This window comes from Pseudomonas sp. LBUM1651 (assembly GCF_059716135.1).
Genome location: NZ_CP166805.1, coordinates 2,656,781 through 2,675,219 on the forward strand (window position 1 = coordinate 2,656,781; position 18,439 = coordinate 2,675,219).

The 18,439-nt window shown below is 59.9% G+C and carries 17 protein-coding genes and 1 pseudogene; 8 read left to right on the forward strand and 10 right to left on the reverse strand.

What is annotated here, in order from left to right:
* The first annotated feature begins 18 nt into the window (after nucleotides 1–18).
* Complete coding sequence (locus ACA066_RS12470; protein WP_497633933.1) at nucleotides 19–1,164, forward strand: alpha/beta hydrolase; 1,146 nt, start codon at nucleotides 19–21, stop codon at nucleotides 1,162–1,164.
* Nucleotides 1,165–1,209: 45 nt separating this feature from the next.
* Nucleotides 1,210–2,421 (forward strand): MFS transporter, encoded by a 1,212-nt coding sequence (locus ACA066_RS12475; protein ID WP_497699457.1) that lies wholly within the window; start codon nucleotides 1,210–1,212, stop codon nucleotides 2,419–2,421.
* A 234-nt stretch (nucleotides 2,422–2,655) separates the two neighbouring features.
* Here ACA066_RS12475 and ACA066_RS12480 read toward each other — a convergent pair whose 3' ends face one another.
* From ACA066_RS12480 to ACA066_RS12495, 4 genes and pseudogenes are all read right to left on the reverse strand, one after another.
* Complete coding sequence (locus ACA066_RS12480; RefSeq protein ID WP_497699458.1) at nucleotides 2,656–4,086, reverse strand: IS1182 family transposase; 1,431 nt, start codon at nucleotides 4,084–4,086, stop codon at nucleotides 2,656–2,658.
* Nucleotides 4,087–4,197: 111 nt separating this feature from the next.
* Nucleotides 4,198–4,566: pseudogene (locus tag ACA066_RS12485) on the reverse strand (LysE family translocator); the annotation flags it as partial.
* Between the two features lie 102 nt (nucleotides 4,567–4,668).
* A complete protein-coding gene (locus ACA066_RS12490) occupies nucleotides 4,669–5,028 on the reverse strand; it encodes a DUF6124 family protein (protein ID WP_497699459.1) in 360 nt (119 codons plus the stop codon).
* Between the two features lie 492 nt (nucleotides 5,029–5,520).
* Nucleotides 5,521–6,417, reverse strand: coding sequence for a DMT family transporter (locus tag ACA066_RS12495; protein WP_497699460.1), 897 nt, complete (start codon nucleotides 6,415–6,417; stop codon nucleotides 5,521–5,523).
* Between the two features lie 102 nt (nucleotides 6,418–6,519).
* Between ACA066_RS12495 and ACA066_RS12500 the strand changes: the two genes are divergently transcribed.
* Nucleotides 6,520–7,851 carry an aminotransferase-like domain-containing protein gene (locus tag ACA066_RS12500; RefSeq protein WP_497699461.1) on the forward strand — a complete coding sequence of 444 codons (1,332 nt, stop codon included), beginning with the start codon at nucleotides 6,520–6,522 and terminating at the stop codon, nucleotides 7,849–7,851.
* 85 nt (nucleotides 7,852–7,936) lie between these two features.
* Nucleotides 7,937–8,524, forward strand: a complete 588-nt coding sequence (locus tag ACA066_RS12505) for a LysE family translocator (protein ID WP_497699462.1) — start codon at nucleotides 7,937–7,939, stop codon at nucleotides 8,522–8,524.
* A gap of 196 nt (nucleotides 8,525–8,720) precedes the next feature.
* Here the strand turns inward: ACA066_RS12505 and ACA066_RS12510 are convergent, their stop codons facing one another.
* From ACA066_RS12510 to ACA066_RS12530, 5 genes are all read right to left on the reverse strand, one after another.
* Nucleotides 8,721–9,554 (reverse strand): AraC family ligand binding domain-containing protein, encoded by an 834-nt coding sequence (locus ACA066_RS12510; protein ID WP_497699463.1) that lies wholly within the window; start codon nucleotides 9,552–9,554, stop codon nucleotides 8,721–8,723.
* Nucleotides 9,555–9,589: 35 nt separating this feature from the next.
* Complete coding sequence (locus tag ACA066_RS12515; protein WP_497699464.1) at nucleotides 9,590–10,093, reverse strand: VOC family protein; 504 nt, start codon at nucleotides 10,091–10,093, stop codon at nucleotides 9,590–9,592.
* 91 nt (nucleotides 10,094–10,184) lie between these two features.
* Nucleotides 10,185–12,671 carry a TonB-dependent siderophore receptor gene (locus tag ACA066_RS12520; protein WP_497699465.1) on the reverse strand — a complete coding sequence of 829 codons (2,487 nt, stop codon included), beginning with the start codon at nucleotides 12,669–12,671 and terminating at the stop codon, nucleotides 10,185–10,187.
* A 102-nt stretch (nucleotides 12,672–12,773) separates the two neighbouring features.
* Nucleotides 12,774–13,757 (reverse strand): FecR domain-containing protein, encoded by a 984-nt coding sequence (locus ACA066_RS12525; RefSeq protein ID WP_497699466.1) that lies wholly within the window; start codon nucleotides 13,755–13,757, stop codon nucleotides 12,774–12,776.
* A 4-nt stretch (nucleotides 13,758–13,761) separates the two neighbouring features.
* Complete coding sequence (locus ACA066_RS12530) at nucleotides 13,762–14,286, reverse strand: sigma-70 family RNA polymerase sigma factor (RefSeq protein ID WP_497699467.1); 525 nt, start codon at nucleotides 14,284–14,286, stop codon at nucleotides 13,762–13,764.
* Between the two features lie 280 nt (nucleotides 14,287–14,566).
* Between ACA066_RS12530 and ACA066_RS12535 the strand changes: the two genes are divergently transcribed.
* Nucleotides 14,567–14,815 (forward strand): transmembrane sensor/regulator PpyR, encoded by a 249-nt coding sequence (locus ACA066_RS12535; protein WP_407013593.1) that lies wholly within the window; start codon nucleotides 14,567–14,569, stop codon nucleotides 14,813–14,815.
* Nucleotides 14,815–15,969 (forward strand): NnrS family protein, encoded by a 1,155-nt coding sequence (locus ACA066_RS12540; RefSeq protein ID WP_497699468.1) that lies wholly within the window; start codon nucleotides 14,815–14,817, stop codon nucleotides 15,967–15,969. The genes ACA066_RS12535 and ACA066_RS12540 overlap by 1 nt, the downstream gene beginning before the upstream one ends.
* On the opposite strand, the gene ACA066_RS12545 is transcribed toward ACA066_RS12540, so the two are convergent.
* Nucleotides 15,953–16,876, reverse strand: a complete 924-nt coding sequence (locus ACA066_RS12545) for a LysR family transcriptional regulator (RefSeq protein WP_497699469.1) — start codon at nucleotides 16,874–16,876, stop codon at nucleotides 15,953–15,955. The genes ACA066_RS12540 and ACA066_RS12545 overlap by 17 nt on opposite strands.
* Before the next feature lie 115 nt (nucleotides 16,877–16,991).
* Here ACA066_RS12545 and ACA066_RS12550 point away from each other — a divergent pair, with 115 nt between their 5' ends.
* Nucleotides 16,992–17,837, forward strand: coding sequence for an oxidoreductase (locus tag ACA066_RS12550; RefSeq protein ID WP_497699470.1), 846 nt, complete (start codon nucleotides 16,992–16,994; stop codon nucleotides 17,835–17,837).
* Between the two features lie 391 nt (nucleotides 17,838–18,228).
* Nucleotides 18,229–18,435, forward strand: a complete 207-nt coding sequence (locus ACA066_RS12555) for a hypothetical protein (RefSeq protein ID WP_497699985.1) — start codon at nucleotides 18,229–18,231, stop codon at nucleotides 18,433–18,435.
* Nucleotides 18,436–18,439: the final 4 nt, after the last annotated feature.

Genomic DNA, 18,439 nt, shown 5'->3' on the forward strand with positions numbered 1-18,439 from the left:
ATCTGGAACGGAGTACTGATGATGAGCGAGACACCTGTAACCCTTCTTGAAGCTACAGAAGCCTTGGACTCTCAAGGGCTTGATCGGCGCGCATTCGTAAAGGCCACCGGCGTCAGCATTGCGGCTCTGGGCGTCCTTTCAGTCGCAGGCGGTTCTGCCTTGGCAGCTGACTCGAAAAGCGCTGTCAGCCCGCCGGAAGGCGCCGACAATTTTTACAAAAGCGACAAGGTCACCGTGCAAAAGGTGACCTTCAAGAACTCATACAATCTTCAAATTGTGGGCAATCTTGTAACGCCCAAAAATCTGGCTAGAAACGCTAAAGCGCCTGCAATTATCGTCGGTCATCCCATGGGAGCAGTCAAAGAGCAAAGCTCCATGCTCTATGCACAAAAGTTGGCGGAACAAGGCTTCATCACGCTGGCGATTGACTTGCCTTTCTGGGGAGAGAGTGAGGGCCTGCCTCGAAACCAGGTTGCCCCCGAAATGTATGCCGACGCATTCAGTGCCGCCGTTGACTACCTTGGCACGCGGGACTTTATCGATCGCAACCGTATCGGCGTACTGGGTATCTGTGGCAGCGGTGGCTTTGCCATCAGTGCGGCCAAGATGGATCTGCGTTTGAAAGCCGTGGCCACCGTCAGCATGTACGACATGGGCGCCGTCACCCGTCATGGTCTGAGGCACTCAGTGACTGTCGAGCAACGCCAGGCCATGCTCGCCAAAGCCGCCGAGCAACGCTATGACGAGTTCTCTACCGGAACATTGCAATTTCTGAACTATCTGCCTGCGCAGCCTGGCAAGGAAACCGATCCGGTAACTCGCGAGTTTTGGGACTTCTATCGCACGCCACGCGGCATCCATATCCCTCATGGCAGTACGTTGGAACTAACGCAAAATCGCGCCTTGACCAGTGAAGTCAGGTTCGTGAATTTCTATCCATTCAACGATATCGAAACGATTTCCCCGCGTCCGCTGCTGTTCATATCTGGCGATCAGGCGCACTCCAGAGAGTTCAGCGAGGACGCCTACCAACGCGCCGCCGAACCTAAGGAACTGGCCTGGGTTCCCGGCGCGGGTCACGTGGATCTGTACGACCGCGTGAACTTGATTCCCTGGACCAAGCTCACCGCCTTTTTTACCCGGCACCTGACGGTGGTTGGCTAAAAGGCCAGTGCTTCAGCCAACAACTATTTGATGAGAGGTTTTTGAATGACGGCTCAAGTATTCGACACCCCGGCAGGTGAGGCCCTCGGCACGCCGGGGACTGGGAAACTGCCGGCTTACTGGAGTGGCATCTTTGCGATGACACTGTGCGTATTCGCGCTGATTGCCTCGGAGTTCATGCCTGTCAGTTTGCTCACGCCGATTGCATCGGATCTGCAAGTCAGTGAAGGACTGGCCGGGTATGGGATCGCCATCTCCGGCGCCTTCGCGGTGCTGACAAGCCTTTCGATTTCCAGGCTAGCGGGTTCAATGGACCGCAAGACGCTGTTGCTTCTACTGACCGGGATTATGTGTGTGTCAGGGCTGGTGGTCGGTCTGGCGCCGAACTATACGGTGTACATGATTGGTCGTGCGCTGATCGGCGTGGTGATCGGCGGATTCTGGTCGATGTCGGCGGCAATGGCCATGCGCCTGGTACCTGCCCATAGCGTGCCCAAGGCTCTGGCAATCTTCAACGGCGGCAATGCTTTGGCAACCGTAGTGGCCGCACCACTGGGAAGCTATCTGGGGAGTGTCATCGGTTGGCGGGGTGCTTTTTTCTGCCTTATTCCGGTAGCGATCATCGCGTTAATCTGGCAGTGGATCAGCCTGCCAGCCATGACGCCGGCGCCGCGCAAACCGGGCGCTGGCAATGTCTTCCGATTGTTTAAGAGCCCATTGGTCAGTTTCGGCATGTTGAGTGTGGGCATTTTCTTCATGGGGCAGTTTGTATTGTTCACCTATCTGCGCCCGTTCCTGGAAACCGTCACTGGTGTAGATGTATCCATGTTGTCGATGATCCTGCTGGTCATCGGCGTGGCGGGTTTTGTCGGGACCATTCTGATCGGCACTTTCCTGAAAACCGGAATGTACCGCGTCCTGGTCTGCATTCCACTCTTGATGGCCGCCATTGCACTTTCCTTGATTGTCCTTGGCGGCGGAGTCGTGACAGCTTTTGTACTGCTTGGGCTCTGGGGCCTGATCGCGACGGCGGCGCCTGTGGGGTGGTGGTCGTGGTTGGCCAAGGCGTTGCCCAAGGATGCTGAAGCCGGTGGCGGCCTGATGGTGGCAGTCATTCAGCTATCCATTGCGTTGGGCTCTACCCTCGGCGGGCTGCTGTTCGACGGGAGCGGCTATCGCATGACATTTATCGCAAGCTCTATCTTGCTGGTACTCGCGGCAGTGACGGCCTTTTTCACATCGCGAAACCAGGTTTAATAGAAGGCAGATTGAGTAAGGCAGGCAACTGTCCACAATTTGTCCGATCGGATTTGATCCAACGTCTGCTATTGGCCCAGAGTGTGTAAAAACGTCAGATTGGGTTTTTATATCGACGCGAGGAGACCGTGCTCAGGTTTTGCAACTGATCAAGGCCACGACGCTTCCAGGAACAGTTAAAACGACTCAGTAGCCTCTTAAAGCCCTTTGGATGGGGTAAAAGCGGCCGGTTTTTTACGCCGTTAACGCTTTCATCAAGCCAGTGGTGCCGATGACTTTCATGACCCGTTTCAGGTTGTAGGCGAGCACGTTCAGACTCATCTCTGCACTGACCCCGTTGAGCTTTCGCGTCAGGAAGTGTGTTGCGCCCATCCATTGTTTGAGCGTCCCGAAGGGATGCTCAACCGTCCGTTTTCGGATCCGCATCATTTCCGGCGCGTTGCTCAGCCTGTTCTGCATTTCCTCCAGGACGGCTTCATGCTCCCAGCGTCGAACCCGCCGTTCCGTGCTCGGTGTGCACTGCGGTTTCATTGCGCAGCCCCGGCATTTCGAACTCCAGTAACGGTGCAACGTCAGACCTTTTTCAACGTTGGTATAGTGCCAGATCAGCGCCTCTCCAGCCGGGCAAATGTATTCGTTTTTTGCAGCGTCATAGATGAAGGCATCGTTATTGAAACGCCCGTCCGCTTTGGCTCCAGAGGTCATCGGCTTGGGCACATAGGCAGTGATGCCTGCATCGTGACAAGCCAGGATCTCTTCGCTTTTGAAGTAACCTCGGTCAGCCACCACCGACAACGTATCTGACGCCATCGCCTCTCGTGCCTGCTGGGCCATCGAGCTGAGTTGGTCGCGGTCAGAGCCGACGTTGGTCACCTCGTGCGCAACGATCAAGTGGTGCTGAGTATCGACCGCTGTCTGCACGTTGTAGCCGACGATTCCAGTGCCGCGCGTCATCATGGAACGGGCGTCTGGATCGGTCAGTGAGACCTGTTTATCCGGTGATTCGTTGAGCTGAGTTTCAATGACCTGTAACTCTTTCATCTGAGCTTTGAGCTTGTCGATTTTCTCTTGCAGACGAGCAGCCTTGGGCTGAGTTATCGAGGGTTCTTGCCGATCGGCTTCGTCGAGCGCAGTCAGGTACCGATTGATACTCGATTCAATTTCTTCCATCCGCCGCTTTAGCTTGGCGCTGTTGAAATTGCGGTCGCGGTTGTTGACGGCCTTGAATTTACTGCCGTCGATGGCGACCAGATTTTCTCCGAACAGTCCCGACTGCTGGCACAGCACCACGAATTGGCGGCAGACGCCTCGGATGGCCTTGCTGTTGCCTTTTCGGAAGTTGGCGATGGTCTTGAAATCGGGCATCAAACGTCCGGTCAGCCACATCAGTTCGACGTTGCGTTGGGCTTCTCGTTCAAGACGCCGGCTCGATGGAAGGCGGTTCAGATAGCCGTAGATGTAGATCTTCAGCAGGATCGCGGGATGGTAAGCCGGCCGGCCAGTATCAGCCGGTATGGCGCCTTCGAAACCCAGTTTGACCAGGTCGAGTTCGTCGACAAAGACGTCGACTACGCGCACCGGATTGGTATCCGTGACGTAATCGTCGAGGCTCTCCGAAAGGAAGGTTCCTTGGCCTCGATGTTCACCTTGGATAAAGCGCTTCATGGGCGATCCCTGCGATGAAATCCTCAGAAATCATAGCAAGGGTTTGCGAAAGCGTTTTTACACACTCTGGGCCGATTGCAGTCTTTAGAAGATTTTATATTGCCCATCGCTAGGCTTGCCGGCGGCCACCAAAAACTCCTGTCGCGCCAAGGTCAGCATCCCCGCCGGCGCGCCGGTCACCACATTTTCTGCCCCCGGATCCGCGCGCCACAATTGCCACGCGAGGTAGAACAGGTACGCCGCGCCGACAATCTTGATCCCGTAGAACAACAGCGCCGAGGTTTGCAGCACCACCGCCAACCCGGCCGAGGCGAGGGCGATCATCCCGGCGAACGCCAGCAGCCGACCGATACCCGCCACACACGCGGTACGATAGCCGTAGCGCGTCGAGTTGCTGGCCGACAGCAGGTTGTTCGGGCCGGGGGCCATGTTCAGGGCGAAGCAGGCCGGGAGAAAGAGGGAGAGGGTGGCGAGGTCCATGATCGGCTCCAGTAACGAGAGCATATTTTTACCACAGGTGCCGTGCGCCTCGACCCGTACAACCGTGAACCGCAGGCACCCTACAATCATGGGAGGCAGTGACTATTCGATCGGGTCGAGTTGATCCAGCGCCCGGTTGACCGCCAGCTCGCCGAGCATGATGACTTGTGCAATGCCCAACAGGGTATTGCGACTCGGCCCGTCCACGTGGTCCGCCAGATCCATGGTCATGACGTTGGCCGAGGCCAGCGACTCGCACGCATGGGCCAGCAGGGTTTCGGTGTCGAGCTCAGGATTGACGCTGAACATCTTTCCGATTGTGCGCGGGGTGCCTTTGAGGTCGGCAGCCGACGGGAAGTGATAGTCGAGGGCTCGTTCGGCGGCCTCGTTGAGTTTTTTTGAATCGGGTTCGTACGGGGAGGCCGGATTGGTGTCTGGCGGGTTGGGCGTTACTTTGAACATAGATACACTCCTTACGTCATTAAAAGGAGCCATCACTCTCGCTACCAAACGAAGGGTGGCGGCCATGCGCAGGTTGGTAGACCGGGACGTAAGGAAACCGGCGCGCCCGAAGACGCCCTGTGCATGACCACCATAATGCAGTTCGAAAAGACGCTGCGAATCATGATGCTTTGCACCTTACGATCACCCGGGGCTACCAAACCCCATCGCTGTTATTCAGCGACCGGAAAACGATAGAGCCCAGGCCCAAGGCGCGCAAGCCGGCGGATTCTGGCGCACCCGTAGGCAACGACGCAAGGTTGTGTAGCTTTCAGGAAGTAAATCTGGCCGCACTTAAACAAGCGGGTTAAACAAGAGGATTCCGCCGTCCAATTGATCGTTCCCACGCTCTGCGTGGGAATGCAGCCGGGGGTGCTCCGCGTCCCAAAAGCCGAACGCGGAGCGTCCGTTGAGGCATTCCCACGCGGAGCGTGGGAACGATCAGTGAGGGGGTTATTTCGCGAATTTCTTCGCGCCGGCCACGCACAGAATCACCGCCACAGTCACCGCCAGCATGCCAATGCTGACCTGCTCGTGCAGCAACGTCGCCGCCAGCGCCAAGCCAAAAAACGGCTGCAGCAATTGCAGCTGCCCCACCGCAGCAATCCCACCTTGCGCCAGCCCGCGATACCAGAACACAAACCCGATCAGCATGCTGAACAGCGACACATAACCGAGGCTAAACCACGCTGGCATGCTGATCCCGGCAAACGAAACGGGTGTGAGCCACCAGGTCAACAACGCCATCACCGGCAGCGACAGCACCAGCGCCCAGCAAATCACCTGCCAGCCGCCGAGTGTCCGGGACAGCTTCGCCCCTTCGGCATAACCGAGGCCGCAGGCCAGGATCGCTGCCAGCATCAGCAGGTCGCCTTCCGGGGAGGCGGTCAGGCCTTGGGACACGGCAAATCCCACTACCAGCAAACTGCCCAGTATCGAGAAAAACCAGAACACCGGCCGCGGGCGCTCGCCACCGCGCACCACGCCAAACACGGCAGTCGCGAGCGGCAACAGACCCACGAAGACGATCGAGTGCGCCGAGGTCACGTATTGCAGGGCCAGTGCCGTCAACAGCGGAAAACCGACCACCACGCCCATGGCCACGATGATCAGCGGCAACAACTGGCTCCGCGCCGGGCGTTTTTCCTTGAACAACCACAGCATGCACAGCGCCAGCACGCCGGCGATGGTGGCTCGGGCGACGGTCAGGAACACCGGATCGAATTCCAGCACCGCGACCCGCGTGGCGGGCAGCGAGCCGCTGAAGATCACCACGCCGATCAGCCCGCTGAGCCAGCCGCTCGTGGTGTTTTCCCGAGGCTGGGTGTTCAGATTCGATACTCGTTCCATTGAGGTCACACTCGACAGAGGGTTAATGCGGCGGGTTGCCTTGAACGCATCGTATGGCCGACTATTAAGACAATCAAAAAATTGTCATGGATACATCGCCCTATGCCTCGCTTGCGCTACAAGTCGCTGGTCGACACCTTTGCCGCAGACATCCGTTCAGGACATTTGCCGCCCGGTACGCGCTTGCCCACCCATCGTCAGCTCGCCGCTGCGCATGGGCTGGCGTTGGTCACCGCCAGCCGCGTGTACGCAGAGCTTGAGGCAATGGGCCTGGTCAGCGGCGAAACGGGGCGGGGCACGTTCGTCAGGGAGACGTCGCTTCCGCCCGGTCAGGGCGTCAGCCAGCACGTGGTTGCCGTGGGCATGGCCGATCTCAACTTCAATTACCCGTCATTACCCGGTCAGGCTGACCTGTTGCGCACGGCCCTGCGTCAGCTCGCGTTATCCGGCGACCTCGAATCCCATCTGCGCTATCAGCCCCATGCCGGGCGCCTGCATGAGCGGGCCTCGATCGCGAACCATCTGGCGTCGCGCGGGTTGAGCGTCCAGGCCGAACAGGTGTTGATCGTCAGCGGTGCCCAGCATGGATTGGCGGTGACGATGATGGCGTTGCTCAAACCGGGCGATGTGATCGCGGCGGATGCGTTGACCTACACCGGTTTCAAGGTGCTGGCCGAATCGCTGCACCTGGAAATCGTGCCCATTCCCGCCACGGACACCGGGCCTGATCTTGATGCGTTGGAAGCGCTTTGCCGGCGCCGGTCGGTGCGGGCCGTCTACACCATGCCGACGCTGCATAATCCGCTGGGTTGGGTCATGGATGCGCAGTGGCGAGATCAGTTCGTGTCGATTGCGCGCCAGCATGACCTGTTGATCATTGAAGACGCCGCGTACGCCTTCCTGGTTGAAGACGCCCCGGCACCCTTGGCCGAATTGGCGCCGGAACGGACCGTCTACGTGTCGGGGTTCTCCAAGAATGTCGCCACGGGGCTGCGCGTCGGTTTCGTTGCCGCGCCGGTCGAAAAGGTGCCGGCACTGGAGCGTGCGATCAGGGCAACCACCTGGAACACTCCCGGCGTGATGACGGCAATCACCTGCGCATGGCTCGACGATGGAACCGTGAGCCAACTGGAAGCGCAAAAGCGTGCGGACGCCCAGGCCCGGCAAGCCATGGCCGCCGAGCTGCTGAAAGGGCTGCGCTGCATGACTCATCCAAATTCGTACTTTCTGTGGTTGCCTCTGGCGGAAGACGCCAGAGCGGATCAGATCGCCATGGAGTTGATGCACGAGCAAGTCGCCGTCTCCACCGCCGAACCTTTCGTAACCGCTGTCCACGTTCCGCATGCAATCCGCTTGGCGCTAGGGTCGGTGGACATGGATTCGCTTCGACAAGCATTGATCAAAGTGAAGCGGGTGGTCGGCGCTTATTCGTGACGCGGGTGGGCAGTTTTCTTCAATACGGGCGCCGGACCGCTCTTTACCTTGAGGCCTGGTTCAACTGAATTGAAGAAGGTACGCAATGAGTCTGATTATTTCGATGGCAGCGTTTGCGCTGGTGGCGTCGATCACGCCGGGGCCGGTGAACATTGTGGCGTTGAGTTCCGGCGCTCAGTTCGGTTTTCGCGCCAGTCAGCGGCACGTGGCCGGAGCGACACTGGGTTTTGTGTTGCTGCTGGTGCTGATGGGATTGGGGTTGCATGAGGTGTTGGAGCTGTGGCCGGCGTTGACGCGGGTGGTGCAACTGGCCGGCGTGGCGTTTCTGTTGTTCATGGCGTGGAAACTGGCGGCGGACAGCGGTGAACTTGATGCCAAGGATTCGGCACGGGCGCCGTCGATGCTGTACGGCGCGGTGATGCAATGGCTCAACCCGAAAGCCTGGCTGGCCTGCGTGGCGGGCATGGGGGCGTTTGTCGCGGATGGCGAGGCGCGACTGGTCTGGCAGTTTGCTGCGGTGTATCTGGTGATCTGCTACCTGTCCGTCGGCTGCTGGGCGTATGCCGGGACCTTTTTGCGCGGTTACTTGAACAACCCGGCGGGGATGCGATTGTTCAATCGGATCATGGCGGCGTTGCTGGCGATGAGTGCGGCTTATCTGCTACTACCTTAGTGGGATGCTGACAGGCTTTTGTGGCGAGGGAGCTTGCTCCCGCTGGGCTGCGAAGCAGCCCCATTCCCCATTACTGCTGAGCGACCTTGTATGCCGGTATTGCGACGGCTTCGCCGTCGAACGGGAGCAAGCTCCCTCGCCACAGGGCTTTGTGTTAGCCACAGTGGCTTGTTAGCTGCAGGAAATGCGCACTGCCTCAACCGCGATACTGCCCCGGCGTGGCCGCCAGATGCTGTTTGAAGGCCCGCTGAAAATGCGCCTGATCGGCAAACCCCGCTTCCAGTGCCACGTCAGCGATCAGCTGGCCGCTGCGCAGTCGATCCTGGGCGAACTGGATGCGCCGGTTGACCAGAAAGGCGTGGGGCGTCATGCCGTAATGCTGTTTGAAGGCGCGGATCAGATACGACGGCGACAGTTGTGCGGATTCGCAAATATCTTCGAGCTTGAGCAGTTGCGTGCAGTGGTCGCGGATGTAATCCGCCGCGCGTTCCAGTTTGAAATTGGGTTCGCGCAGCGGTTGATCGCCGGGGTTGAGTCGTTGCTGCACTTCGGTGAAAAACTCGACCGCGGCGCTGTGTTTGCTCAGTACATCTTGCTCAGTGTCGACCAACACCTCATACAACGCCTTCAGGCCGGCAAACAGGCTGGCGTCACCCGTATGGGTGATGGAAAACCGCCGAAACGCCAGGTCGCTGCTGAACCCGAGCTGATGCTGCAAATCAGTGAGCCAAGGTGTATCGACGTACAACATCAAATACGACCACGGCTGATCGTCGATCGGATTGCAGGCATGGACATCACCGGGATTCATCAGCACCACCGTGCCGGCGCTGACCTCAAACTCCGATTGTTCATGGAGATAGGTACTGCGCCCGGCGGTAATCGCACCGATGGAAAAATGCTCGTGAGCATGCCGGGTGTAGCAGACCTCACGGCCGTCGGCGATGGAGCGGGCTTCGATGAAGGGCAGGGCGTCATCGCGCCAGAAGCGCGGGGCCTTGTCAGCGTCTTTGGCAGTGGTGGACTTCATCGTCGGTGTCCTCGGCAGGTCAGCGTCAGAGTGTATTAGCTCTCGCCGTCAAAGGCTCGTTGCAGCGCCGCGATGTCGAGTTTTTTCATCTGCATCATCGCGGCCATGGCGCGCTGGGATTTCACCGTGTCGGGGCTTTTCAGCATGTCCATCAACGCGATGGGCACGATCTGCCACGACACGCCGAATTTGTCCTTGACCCAGCCGCATTGCTGGGCCTCGACAGGTCCGCCCACCGACAGGCGCCCCCAGAAGTGGTCGACTTCTTCCTGAGTCTGGCAGTTGACCTGAAACGAGATCGCTTCGTTGAACGTGAAGACCGGGCCACCGTTGAGGCCGGTGAAGCTTTGCCCGTCGAGTTCGAAACTGACCGTCAGGACCGAGCCTTCGGGTTGACCGTGGACTTCCTGACCGGCTTTGCCGTAGTGGGTGATGGCGGTGATTTTTGAATGATCGAAGATGCCGCAGTAATACTTCGCGGCCTCTTCGGCCTGGTTGTCGAACCACAGGCAGGGTGTGAGTTTTTGCACGCGTTGCATGGCGCTGCTCCTCTACTCGAGATTCATGCTGAGCTATCAGCGTAGCCAGCCTGTCGTCGTCCGGGAGTACCGTAGATCGACAAAACACCGGTCAGAAATCCCAGCGGGTTGTCAGTTGCAGGCTGCGCGGTTCGCCATAGAACCCGGTGCCGAAGTTGCCGAGCCCGGTGTAGTAGGTCTTGTCGAAGAGGTTCTTCACGTTCAGCGTCGTGCTCAAGTGATCGTTGAAGCGGTAGCGCGCCATGACGTCCACCAGGGCGTAGCTTTGCTGGGTGACCGTCGAGGACTGGCCGAAGTTGACCGTGTCATTGGGGTTGGGCTGGAACACATTGCCGAAGAATTCGCTCTGCCAGTTCACGCCGCCACCGACGGTGAGTTTTTCCAGCGCGCCCGACAGGCGATAAGTGCTGAACACCCGAACCACCTGTTCCGGCGCCGTTGTTTGCAGGATCGAACCGTAGACGTGATCGCCCTTGGCATCGCGGGTGTGGTTGTAGCTGTAACCGGCCGACAGGTTCCAGCCGTCCATCACTTCGCCGGCCAGTTCGACCTCAAATCCCTTGGTGGTCGCGCCTTGCACTGCACGGTACACCGACTCGCTATCGACGCCGCTGACGTACTCGGCCAGGTTGTCCTGCTCGATACGGAACACGGCGAAACTGGCGTTCAAGCGGCCGCCAAAGTATTCGGCCTTGATCCCCGCTTCGTAGCTGTCGCCTTGCACCGGGTCGAGCAATTTGCGCTGGGCATCCTTGCTCATCTGCGGCTGATAGATGCTGGTGTAGCTGGTGTACACCGAGTACGTGTCATCGAGGTCATAAACCAGTCCGGCGTACGGTGTGACCACGCCGGTCTGGCGGTAACTGTCGTGCAGGTCCGGGGTGTTCGGGTCGCTGTAGTCCAGGTCATCGTTGGCCTTGAACTGACTGACGCGGGTGCCGAGGATGACCGCCAGGTTGTCGGTGGGCTTGAGTCGCGTGGCGAGGTAGGCACCGGTCTGCCGCTGGACGATGTCGTTGTCGCCAACCTTGGCGATGTCCGGTTTCGGGAACTCGCCGCGCCAGTCGTAGATGCTGCCGTCGACGGGCGGGTAGATCGAGCCGTGCACCGGGATGTCCTGGCGGGTGTTCATCGACATGAAGCCGGCGATCAACTCGTGCTCGCGACCGAACAGGCGGAACGGGCCGGTGAAGTTGACGTCGAGGTTATCCTGCACCTGGTCGCCCTTGAACTGGCCCATGTACATGAACATGCCGTTTCCGCTGACCGGATCCGGGTTGCCGCCGCTGGCCGAGGCGAGGAAGGTGTCGTGCTGACGGTGCTTGCGGTCGTAGCTGACCTTGAGCTTCCAGTCGTTGGTCAGTTGCTGCTCCACCGAGGCGAAGATCGTCTGGTTGGTGAAGTCGCGACGACTCCAGTCGGTGGCCGGGTTGAACGAGCGGGAAAAACGCGTGCGCGAACCGTCGCTGTTGTACATCGGGAAGCCGGTCCAGCTGGCGCCACGGGAACGGGTGTTCTGCTGGTCGATACCGAAGGTCAGCAGGGTATCCGGCGTCAGGTCGGTTTCGAGGATGCCGTAGGCAATGTCCCGGGTGTTGCGGTAGTTATCCATGTAGGCGCTGCGGTCCTGATAAGCCCCGACGAAACGTCCGCGCAGGTTGCCGCTTTCGGTCAGCGGGCCGGCGATATCGGCCGTGCTGCGATAGTTGTCCCAGGAACCGACGGCGCCGGTGATCGAGGCCTTGAACGCTTTGGTGGGACGTTTGCGGATCAGGTTGACGGTGGCCGATGGATCGCCCGATCCGGTCATCAGGCCGGTCGCACCCTTGATGATTTCGACGCGGTCGAAGGTCACCATGTCGGTGCTGGTGGTGCCGTAATCGTAGACGCCGTCGTAGTCGGTGTTGACGCCGTCGTACTGGAAATTGGTGATCGGCAGGCCACGGCTGGAAAACTCCCAGCGTTCGCTGTCGTAATTCTGCACGCTGATGCCGGGCACGCGACGCAGGGCGTCGGCGATGCTGGTGGAGCCCTGATCGTCCAGTTGCTGACGGGTGATGACTGTCACCGACTGCGGCGTTTCGCGCAGGGACAGTGGCAGACCGGTGGCCGAAGAGGTCGATCCGGTGGTGTAGGAATGGGTGTCTTCGGTAATGGCGCCCAGCGCCTGGCCGGAAATGTTGGTGGCGCCCAGTTCCAGCGGACCCTCTGCTGCAGGGGCGGCTTTGAGGACATAACCACGGTCGCCTTGGGATTGCGCTTGCAAGCCGCTGCCTTGCAACAGGCGCTGCAAACCCTGCTGTTCGGTGAACTCGCCATTAAGGCCTGGACTGCGCTTGTCACTCGCCAGATCGTTATGACCGGCGAGGAAAATCCCCGCTTGTTCGGCGAAACTGTTCAGTACGCTCACCAGCGAACCGGCAGCGATTGCGTAGTAACGCTTGTGGCTGCCTGACTGTTCACTGGCGGCGGATGTTTCGGCGTGAGTGTGCGTCGAAACAAGACTGAACAACGCGACCGGAAGGGCCAGGGCCAACGGTCGCAAGGCAAAACGAGTGCGAATGAAGGCGTCGCGCAAAGGGGTGTTCCCTGGAATCAAATCGAACGGCAATTGAAGGACTTCACAGGGTTAACCGAACGAGAAACGCAAAAGGGAACTGCGGCGCTAAAAGTTTCTGGCTCACACTTTCGGACCGACACTGACCCACCACGCCAGGGTTTTCCCCACGCGTATCGGTAGCGCCGCTTCCAGCAGGCGCAAGGCCTGATCGGTGTCCTTGAGCGGAAACGAACCCATGACCGGCAACCCTGCGATGGCAGGGTCGCAGGCCAGATGCCCGTGACGGTAGCGGCTCAGCTCTTCGATCAACTGGCCCAGCGGCAGGTTATCCGCCAGCAACACACCGCGGCGCCAGGCTTCGCGGCCAGCCGCAGCCTCGGAGGAGGGCGGAATGTGGCTTTGCGTGAACGCCAATTGGCGTCCGGCCTCGACCACCTGCACCTGGCCCTGAGTGGTTCGGACTTCGACCGCGCCTTCGTAGACGTTGAGCAACGTCTGGTGTTCTTCCTGACACACACTGAAACGCGTGCCGAGCGCGCGCATCCGGCCCTGGGCGGTTTGTACCAGAAACGGTCGGCTAATGTCCTTGGCGGTGTCGATCAACACTTCCCCGGCACTCAACAGCAACAGGCGTTGCGTGGTGTCAAAACGCACATTCAATGCGCTCAGAGCGTTGAGCCAGATCCGGCTGCCGTCGCTGAGCAGGCTTTCGCGGGTTTCGCCGGTGCCGGTAGAGAGGTCGGCAGTCCAGCGGCCCAAGGCATCCGGCAGCGAAGTTTCGCGCCAGGCGTTCCAGCCCAGCAGGCCGCCCGAGGCCAGGATGAGCAGGCTCTTGACCGTTTGCCGGCGCGTGATTGGCGAGCGCGCGGTGTTGCGCAACACCAGGCCGGCGGCCTGCGGCTGATCGTCCTGCAACGCGGCGAAGCGCTGGCCGACGCGCTCGACATAACGCCAGGCCGCCTGATGATCGCCACTTTGCGCCAGCCAGGCTTGCCAGCGCTGACGCTCGTGTTCGCCGACCTGCTGATCGTTGAGTTGCACATACCATTGCGCTGCCTGTTCGAGGCTGGCATGGCTGATGGTGTTGGAGGCGGCAGATGGCATGCGCTTACTCGATCAACAGGCCGTCAAGCTCGGCCTCGAGCATCGCGCAATGCATCAGCGCTTGCGCCAGGTACTTTTTCACCATGCGCTCGCACACGCCGATTTCTTCGGCGATGGCGCGGTAGGGCAGGCCGTGCAACTGGGCGAGGATGAACGCGTCGCGCACATTCTTGGGCAGGCGCAGCAGCATGGCGTCCACTTCGTACAGGGTTTCGACGATGATCGCGCGTTGCTCCGGCGACGGTTGAACCGCCTGCGGGCGCGAGGCCAGCGTCTCCAGCCATGCCTGTTCCAGTTGCCGACGGCGCCAGTGATCGATGCACAAGCCCCGGGCGATGGTGGCCAGGTAAGAACGTTCGCGAGTTTCGCAATCGAACACCTGCGGGCGCTTGAGCACCCGGATGAAGATGTCATGGGCAAGGTCAGCGGCATCGAACGCATTGCTCAAGCGACGGCGCAGCAACTCATGCAACCAGCGGTGATGAGTGACGTAGAGGTTCTGAATGCTGGAAGAATCGGCGATCATCATCGTGAGCACGTGTCCTGGGCGACAGGCGCCTTCGGTGCGAATAAGAATTGATCGCGATTAAAGCAAAAGCTTTGGTTGTGTGCAAATGATATTGGTTTGCTTTTATGGTGCGTGAATTTGCGTGCAGTCAATATGACTCATGGTGGTGTCATAGTGACTATTTAAGGCTGGGTCAAATTGACTGCTTGTGCTCTAACCCATTGATTTACAGGCATGACCAACCTGGCATGAAACCTGAAATAACAAACGTACAACTGGTCTGATTCAGGAGTACGAAAAAATGTTCGCTTACTTCAGCAATCCTCAGAACGTCCTGCACCTGTCGAGCAAAGTCCTGGGCGCGGGCCTGGCGCTGCTGCTGGCGGGGATCTACGGCGCTTATCTTTACGCCGGACATTTGCCGATCGTGGTGCTGGTCTCGATGCATGCCATGACCATCATCGGCCCGACCCTGATCAAGATCGGCTACGTCATGCGCCTGCTGGCCCAGCATCGGTTGGGCAGTCGTCTGGTCAGGGCGGTGGCCTGATGCGCCAGCTCGCTGCCGCACCGGTTTTCAGCCTCGGCTTTCGCCCGTTCTTTTTGGCCGGCGCCGGGTTTGCAGCCATCGCCGTGGCGGTCTGGGCCGTGTGGTTGTACGGGCGCTTGCCCGGTGCGCAACCGGTCGGCGGCATGCTGAGCTGGCATCGGCATGAAATGCCGTTCGGGTTCGCATCGGCGATCATCGCCGGGTTCCTGCTGACGGCGGTGCCAAACTGGACCGGGCGCGCGGGGCTCAACGGTTGGCCTTTGATCGGTCTGCTGCTGGTATGGCTGTTGGCGCGACTGGCGTGGCTGATGCCAATCCCTGCAGTTGCGTTGATTGCGCTGCAAATACCTTTTCTGCCGTTGCTGGCATGGGTGCTGGGTCGGGACCTGGTGGCCGCCGGCAAACGCGACAATTACCCGATTCTGCTGGTCGTCGCGCTGCTGGCCGCGACTCAGGCCATGACGCTGTGGGGGATTTCCACCGATGACGTCGGCCTGCAACGGCGCGGTGTGCTCGCGGCCGTGTGGTTGATCGGCGCGTTGATGAGTGTGATTGGCGGGCGCGTGATTCCGTTCTTTATTCAGCGCGGTTTGAATCGTCCTACGGCCAACCCGGTCCATCCGCTGCAAACCCGGGTGTTGCTGGCGAGCAGTTTGCTGGCTGCCGTTTCCTTTGCCGGCGGTTTGAACGACATTCCCCGAGGGTGGCTCGCGGCGCTGTTTTTACTGATCGGCGGCTTGCACCTGCTGCGCCTGTGGCGTTGGCATGATTGGGGGATCTGGCGGGTGCCGCTGCTGTGGTCGTTGTATCTGGCGTATGCGTGGCTGGCGATTGCCGCACTGGCGATGGCGCTATGGCACGCGGGTGCAATGCCGCAACAGAGCCTGGCCACCCATTCGTTGGCTGTCGGCGGGATCGGCGGCTTGATCCTGGCGATGATTGCCCGGGTCAGCCTCGGTCATACCGGGCGGTTGTTGCAGCCGTCGAAAACGATTGTGGTCGGGTTTTTCCTGCTGTTGATCGCCGGCCTGTGTCGGGTGTTTCTGGTGCCGTTTTCCGGGGGCGGACTGGCGCTGTCCGCGCTGTTCTGGTGTATCGCGTTCGGGCTGTTCCTGGTGCGCTACACCGACGTATTGCTCAAGCCGAGGGTTTAAGGCCTCCCTGTTCGGCGATCCAGCGCGTTGCAAGATCGATGAAGGCGCGCAGCTTCGGCTGAGTCTGGGTGCGGCTGGGAAAGTACAGGTACAACGCCGAACTGAGCGGCACGAACGGCTGCAGTACACGTTCCAGTCGACCGTCTGCCAACTCGTCGGCAATCTCCAGATCACAGGCGTACGCTAGACCCGATCCGCTGCGAGCGGTCGCCACCAGCAGCCTCCGGTCGTTGACGATCACGCCGCCTTCGACACCCACGGTAAAGTCGCGTCCCTCGCGGCGAAACTCCCAGCGGTGGGCGCTGCCGGAAGTCGAGAAGCGAAAGCCGATGCACTGATGACGGGTCAGGTCCTCGGGGCTGGCGGGTTTGCCGGCCTTGGCGAAATAGTCCGGGGCGCCCACCACCGACCATTGCAGATCGGGCGTGAGGCGCACCGCGATCATGTCTTTTTCGATGGATTCGCCCAGCCTGATCCCGGCATCGAAGCCGCCCGCCATCAGGTCCACCGTGGCGTCGTCGAGGGAAATTTCCAGGGTGACTTGCGGGTAGGCTTCGCGAAACAGCGGGATCAGCGGCTCCATCAGCAAGGCACCCGACAGCCGCGGTGCGGTGATGCGCAGCGTGCCCATCGGCTGATCGCGAAAGCCGCTGAGCCCCTTCAGCGCCTCGTCGATTTCACTGGCCGCGGGACGCAAACGGGCAAACAGGCTGGCGCCGGCCTCGGTCAACGCCACCCGGCGCGTGGTGCGCTGGAACAGCAACACGCCGGTGCGGCGCTCCAGCAATTTGATGGCATGGCTGATCGCCGTCGGAGTCACCGCCAGGCGGGTGGCAGCCAGGGTGAAACTCTTGTGCTCGGCCACCGCCAGAAACACGGTCAAGCCATCGAACGGATCGTGATTCATCGCAGGCGCCATTATGAAAGAGAGCTTCATAGTGCTTGTAACACGAGGCCATTTTTCCGGGCAATTTTCCTGCGTACCTTGTGCCTATCCCCACTGAAAACAAGGAAACACGCTCATGACCACTTCCCATACTTTCAACCGTATCTGGCTCATCACTGGCGCTTCCCGTGGTATCGGCGCAAAAATCGCTGCTGCCGCACTGGCCAACGGCGACGCGGTGGTTGCCACCGCACGTGACGCCAGCAGCATCACTCAGCGCTTTGGCGAACAACCCGGTTTGCTGGCCGCCAGCCTGGACGTGACCGACGAAGCACAAGGCATTGCGGTCGCCCAGGCAGCCATTGACCACTTCGGGCGCATCGACGTGCTGGTCAACAACGCCGGTTTCGGTTTGCTGGGCGCGGTGGAAGAAGCCAGTGCCGATGAAGTACGGCGCGTGTACGAAACCAACGTCCTCGGTCTGCTGAACGTTACCCGCGCCGTCCTGCCACACATGCGCGCCGCTCGCAGCGGGCATGTGATCAACCTGTCGTCGGTGGGCGGTTACAGGTCGGGGCCGGGTTTTGGCGTCTACTGCTCGACCAAATTCGCCGTTGAAGGCTTGAGCGAGGCCTTGCACGCCGAGCTGGCGCCGCTGGGCATCAAGGTGACCATTGTCGAGCCCGGTTACTTCCGCACCGAATTCCTCGAAGGCAACTCGCTGGTCGAGTCGCCGTCGTCGATTGCCGACTACGACAGCACCGCGGGCGAAGTGCGCAAGATCGCCAAGGCCGTGACCCTGAACCAGCCGGGTGACCCGGACAAACTCGCTCAGGTCATGATCACCCTGGTGGAAGCGGAAAATGCGCCACTTCGCTTGCCGCTGGGCAGTGATTGCGTCGCAGCGATTGAAGCGAAAAACAGCTTTGTTGCCGATGAGTTGCAGGTTTGGCGTGAAGTGTCGGTGTCCACCGACTTCTAAGAGTCAAACGCAAAAAAAGGCTGCCCATTGAGGCTAATGCCGGTCAGTTAAGCAGATTTGTAGGAGCGAGCTTGCTCGCGATGGACTTCAAGGCGACGCGTTTATCCAGAAAATACGCGTTATCGTTAACGTCCATCGCGAGCAAGCTCGCTCCTACAGGGGGCAGCTTTCGCCTAACTGATAGGCATTAGCCCATTGAGGCTGAAGATTTTCCTAGTGACATTGTGTGACCGGTGGTCGATGAACCGGTCTCGCCCGGCATTTTGCGCTTAGCTGAAAGGATAACGCCGACCCACCACAATAACGGCGTCACCGTGAGTCTGAGGAAATTCGCCATGATGACCTTGAACATCAATGGCAAGGATCAGGAGCTGGACGTCGGGGGTGTGAGATGAAACGACATCTTGTGCTTGGCGCGGTGGTGCTGGTCGGTCTGGCGGTCTACGCCTCGGACCTGTTTGCTGAAGACAAGGAAGCAGTGCAGGCTTTCGATACGGTGCAGAAAGTCTTCCAGAGCCAGAGCCCGCGTTGCATTTTCGTGACTCAATTCAATCGCTGTGCAGAGGCTCGAGGGCCTTGTCCGGTGGCCGGTAGTTGACCGG

What these genes read in the sequence shown, in the direction of transcription:
- ACA066_RS12470 (WP_497633933.1), top strand. Translation starts at nt 19, where the DNA reads ATGATGAGCGAGACACCTGTAACCCTTCTTGAAGCTACAGAAGCCTTG.
- ACA066_RS12475 (WP_497699457.1), top strand. Translation starts at nt 1,210, where the DNA reads ATGACGGCTCAAGTATTCGACACCCCGGCAGGTGAGGCCCTCGGCACG.
- ACA066_RS12480 (WP_497699458.1), bottom strand. Translation starts at nt 4,086, where the DNA reads ATGAAGCGCTTTATCCAAGGTGAACATCGAGGCCAAGGAACCTTCCTT.
- ACA066_RS12490 (WP_497699459.1), bottom strand. Translation starts at nt 5,028, where the DNA reads ATGTTCAAAGTAACGCCCAACCCGCCAGACACCAATCCGGCCTCCCCG.
- ACA066_RS12495 (WP_497699460.1), bottom strand. Translation starts at nt 6,417, where the DNA reads ATGGAACGAGTATCGAATCTGAACACCCAGCCTCGGGAAAACACCACG.
- ACA066_RS12500 (WP_497699461.1), top strand. Translation starts at nt 6,520, where the DNA reads ATGCCTCGCTTGCGCTACAAGTCGCTGGTCGACACCTTTGCCGCAGAC.
- ACA066_RS12505 (WP_497699462.1), top strand. Translation starts at nt 7,937, where the DNA reads ATGAGTCTGATTATTTCGATGGCAGCGTTTGCGCTGGTGGCGTCGATC.
- ACA066_RS12510 (WP_497699463.1), bottom strand. Translation starts at nt 9,554, where the DNA reads ATGAAGTCCACCACTGCCAAAGACGCTGACAAGGCCCCGCGCTTCTGG.
- ACA066_RS12515 (WP_497699464.1), bottom strand. Translation starts at nt 10,093, where the DNA reads ATGCAACGCGTGCAAAAACTCACACCCTGCCTGTGGTTCGACAACCAG.
- ACA066_RS12525 (WP_497699466.1), bottom strand. Translation starts at nt 13,757, where the DNA reads ATGCCATCTGCCGCCTCCAACACCATCAGCCATGCCAGCCTCGAACAG.
- ACA066_RS12530 (WP_497699467.1), bottom strand. Translation starts at nt 14,286, where the DNA reads ATGATGATCGCCGATTCTTCCAGCATTCAGAACCTCTACGTCACTCAT.
- ACA066_RS12535 (WP_407013593.1), top strand. Translation starts at nt 14,567, where the DNA reads ATGTTCGCTTACTTCAGCAATCCTCAGAACGTCCTGCACCTGTCGAGC.
- ACA066_RS12540 (WP_497699468.1), top strand. Translation starts at nt 14,815, where the DNA reads ATGCGCCAGCTCGCTGCCGCACCGGTTTTCAGCCTCGGCTTTCGCCCG.
- ACA066_RS12545 (WP_497699469.1), bottom strand. Translation starts at nt 16,876, where the DNA reads ATGAATCACGATCCGTTCGATGGCTTGACCGTGTTTCTGGCGGTGGCC.
- ACA066_RS12550 (WP_497699470.1), top strand. Translation starts at nt 16,992, where the DNA reads ATGACCACTTCCCATACTTTCAACCGTATCTGGCTCATCACTGGCGCT.
- ACA066_RS12555 (WP_497699985.1), top strand. Translation starts at nt 18,229, where the DNA reads ATGAAACGACATCTTGTGCTTGGCGCGGTGGTGCTGGTCGGTCTGGCG.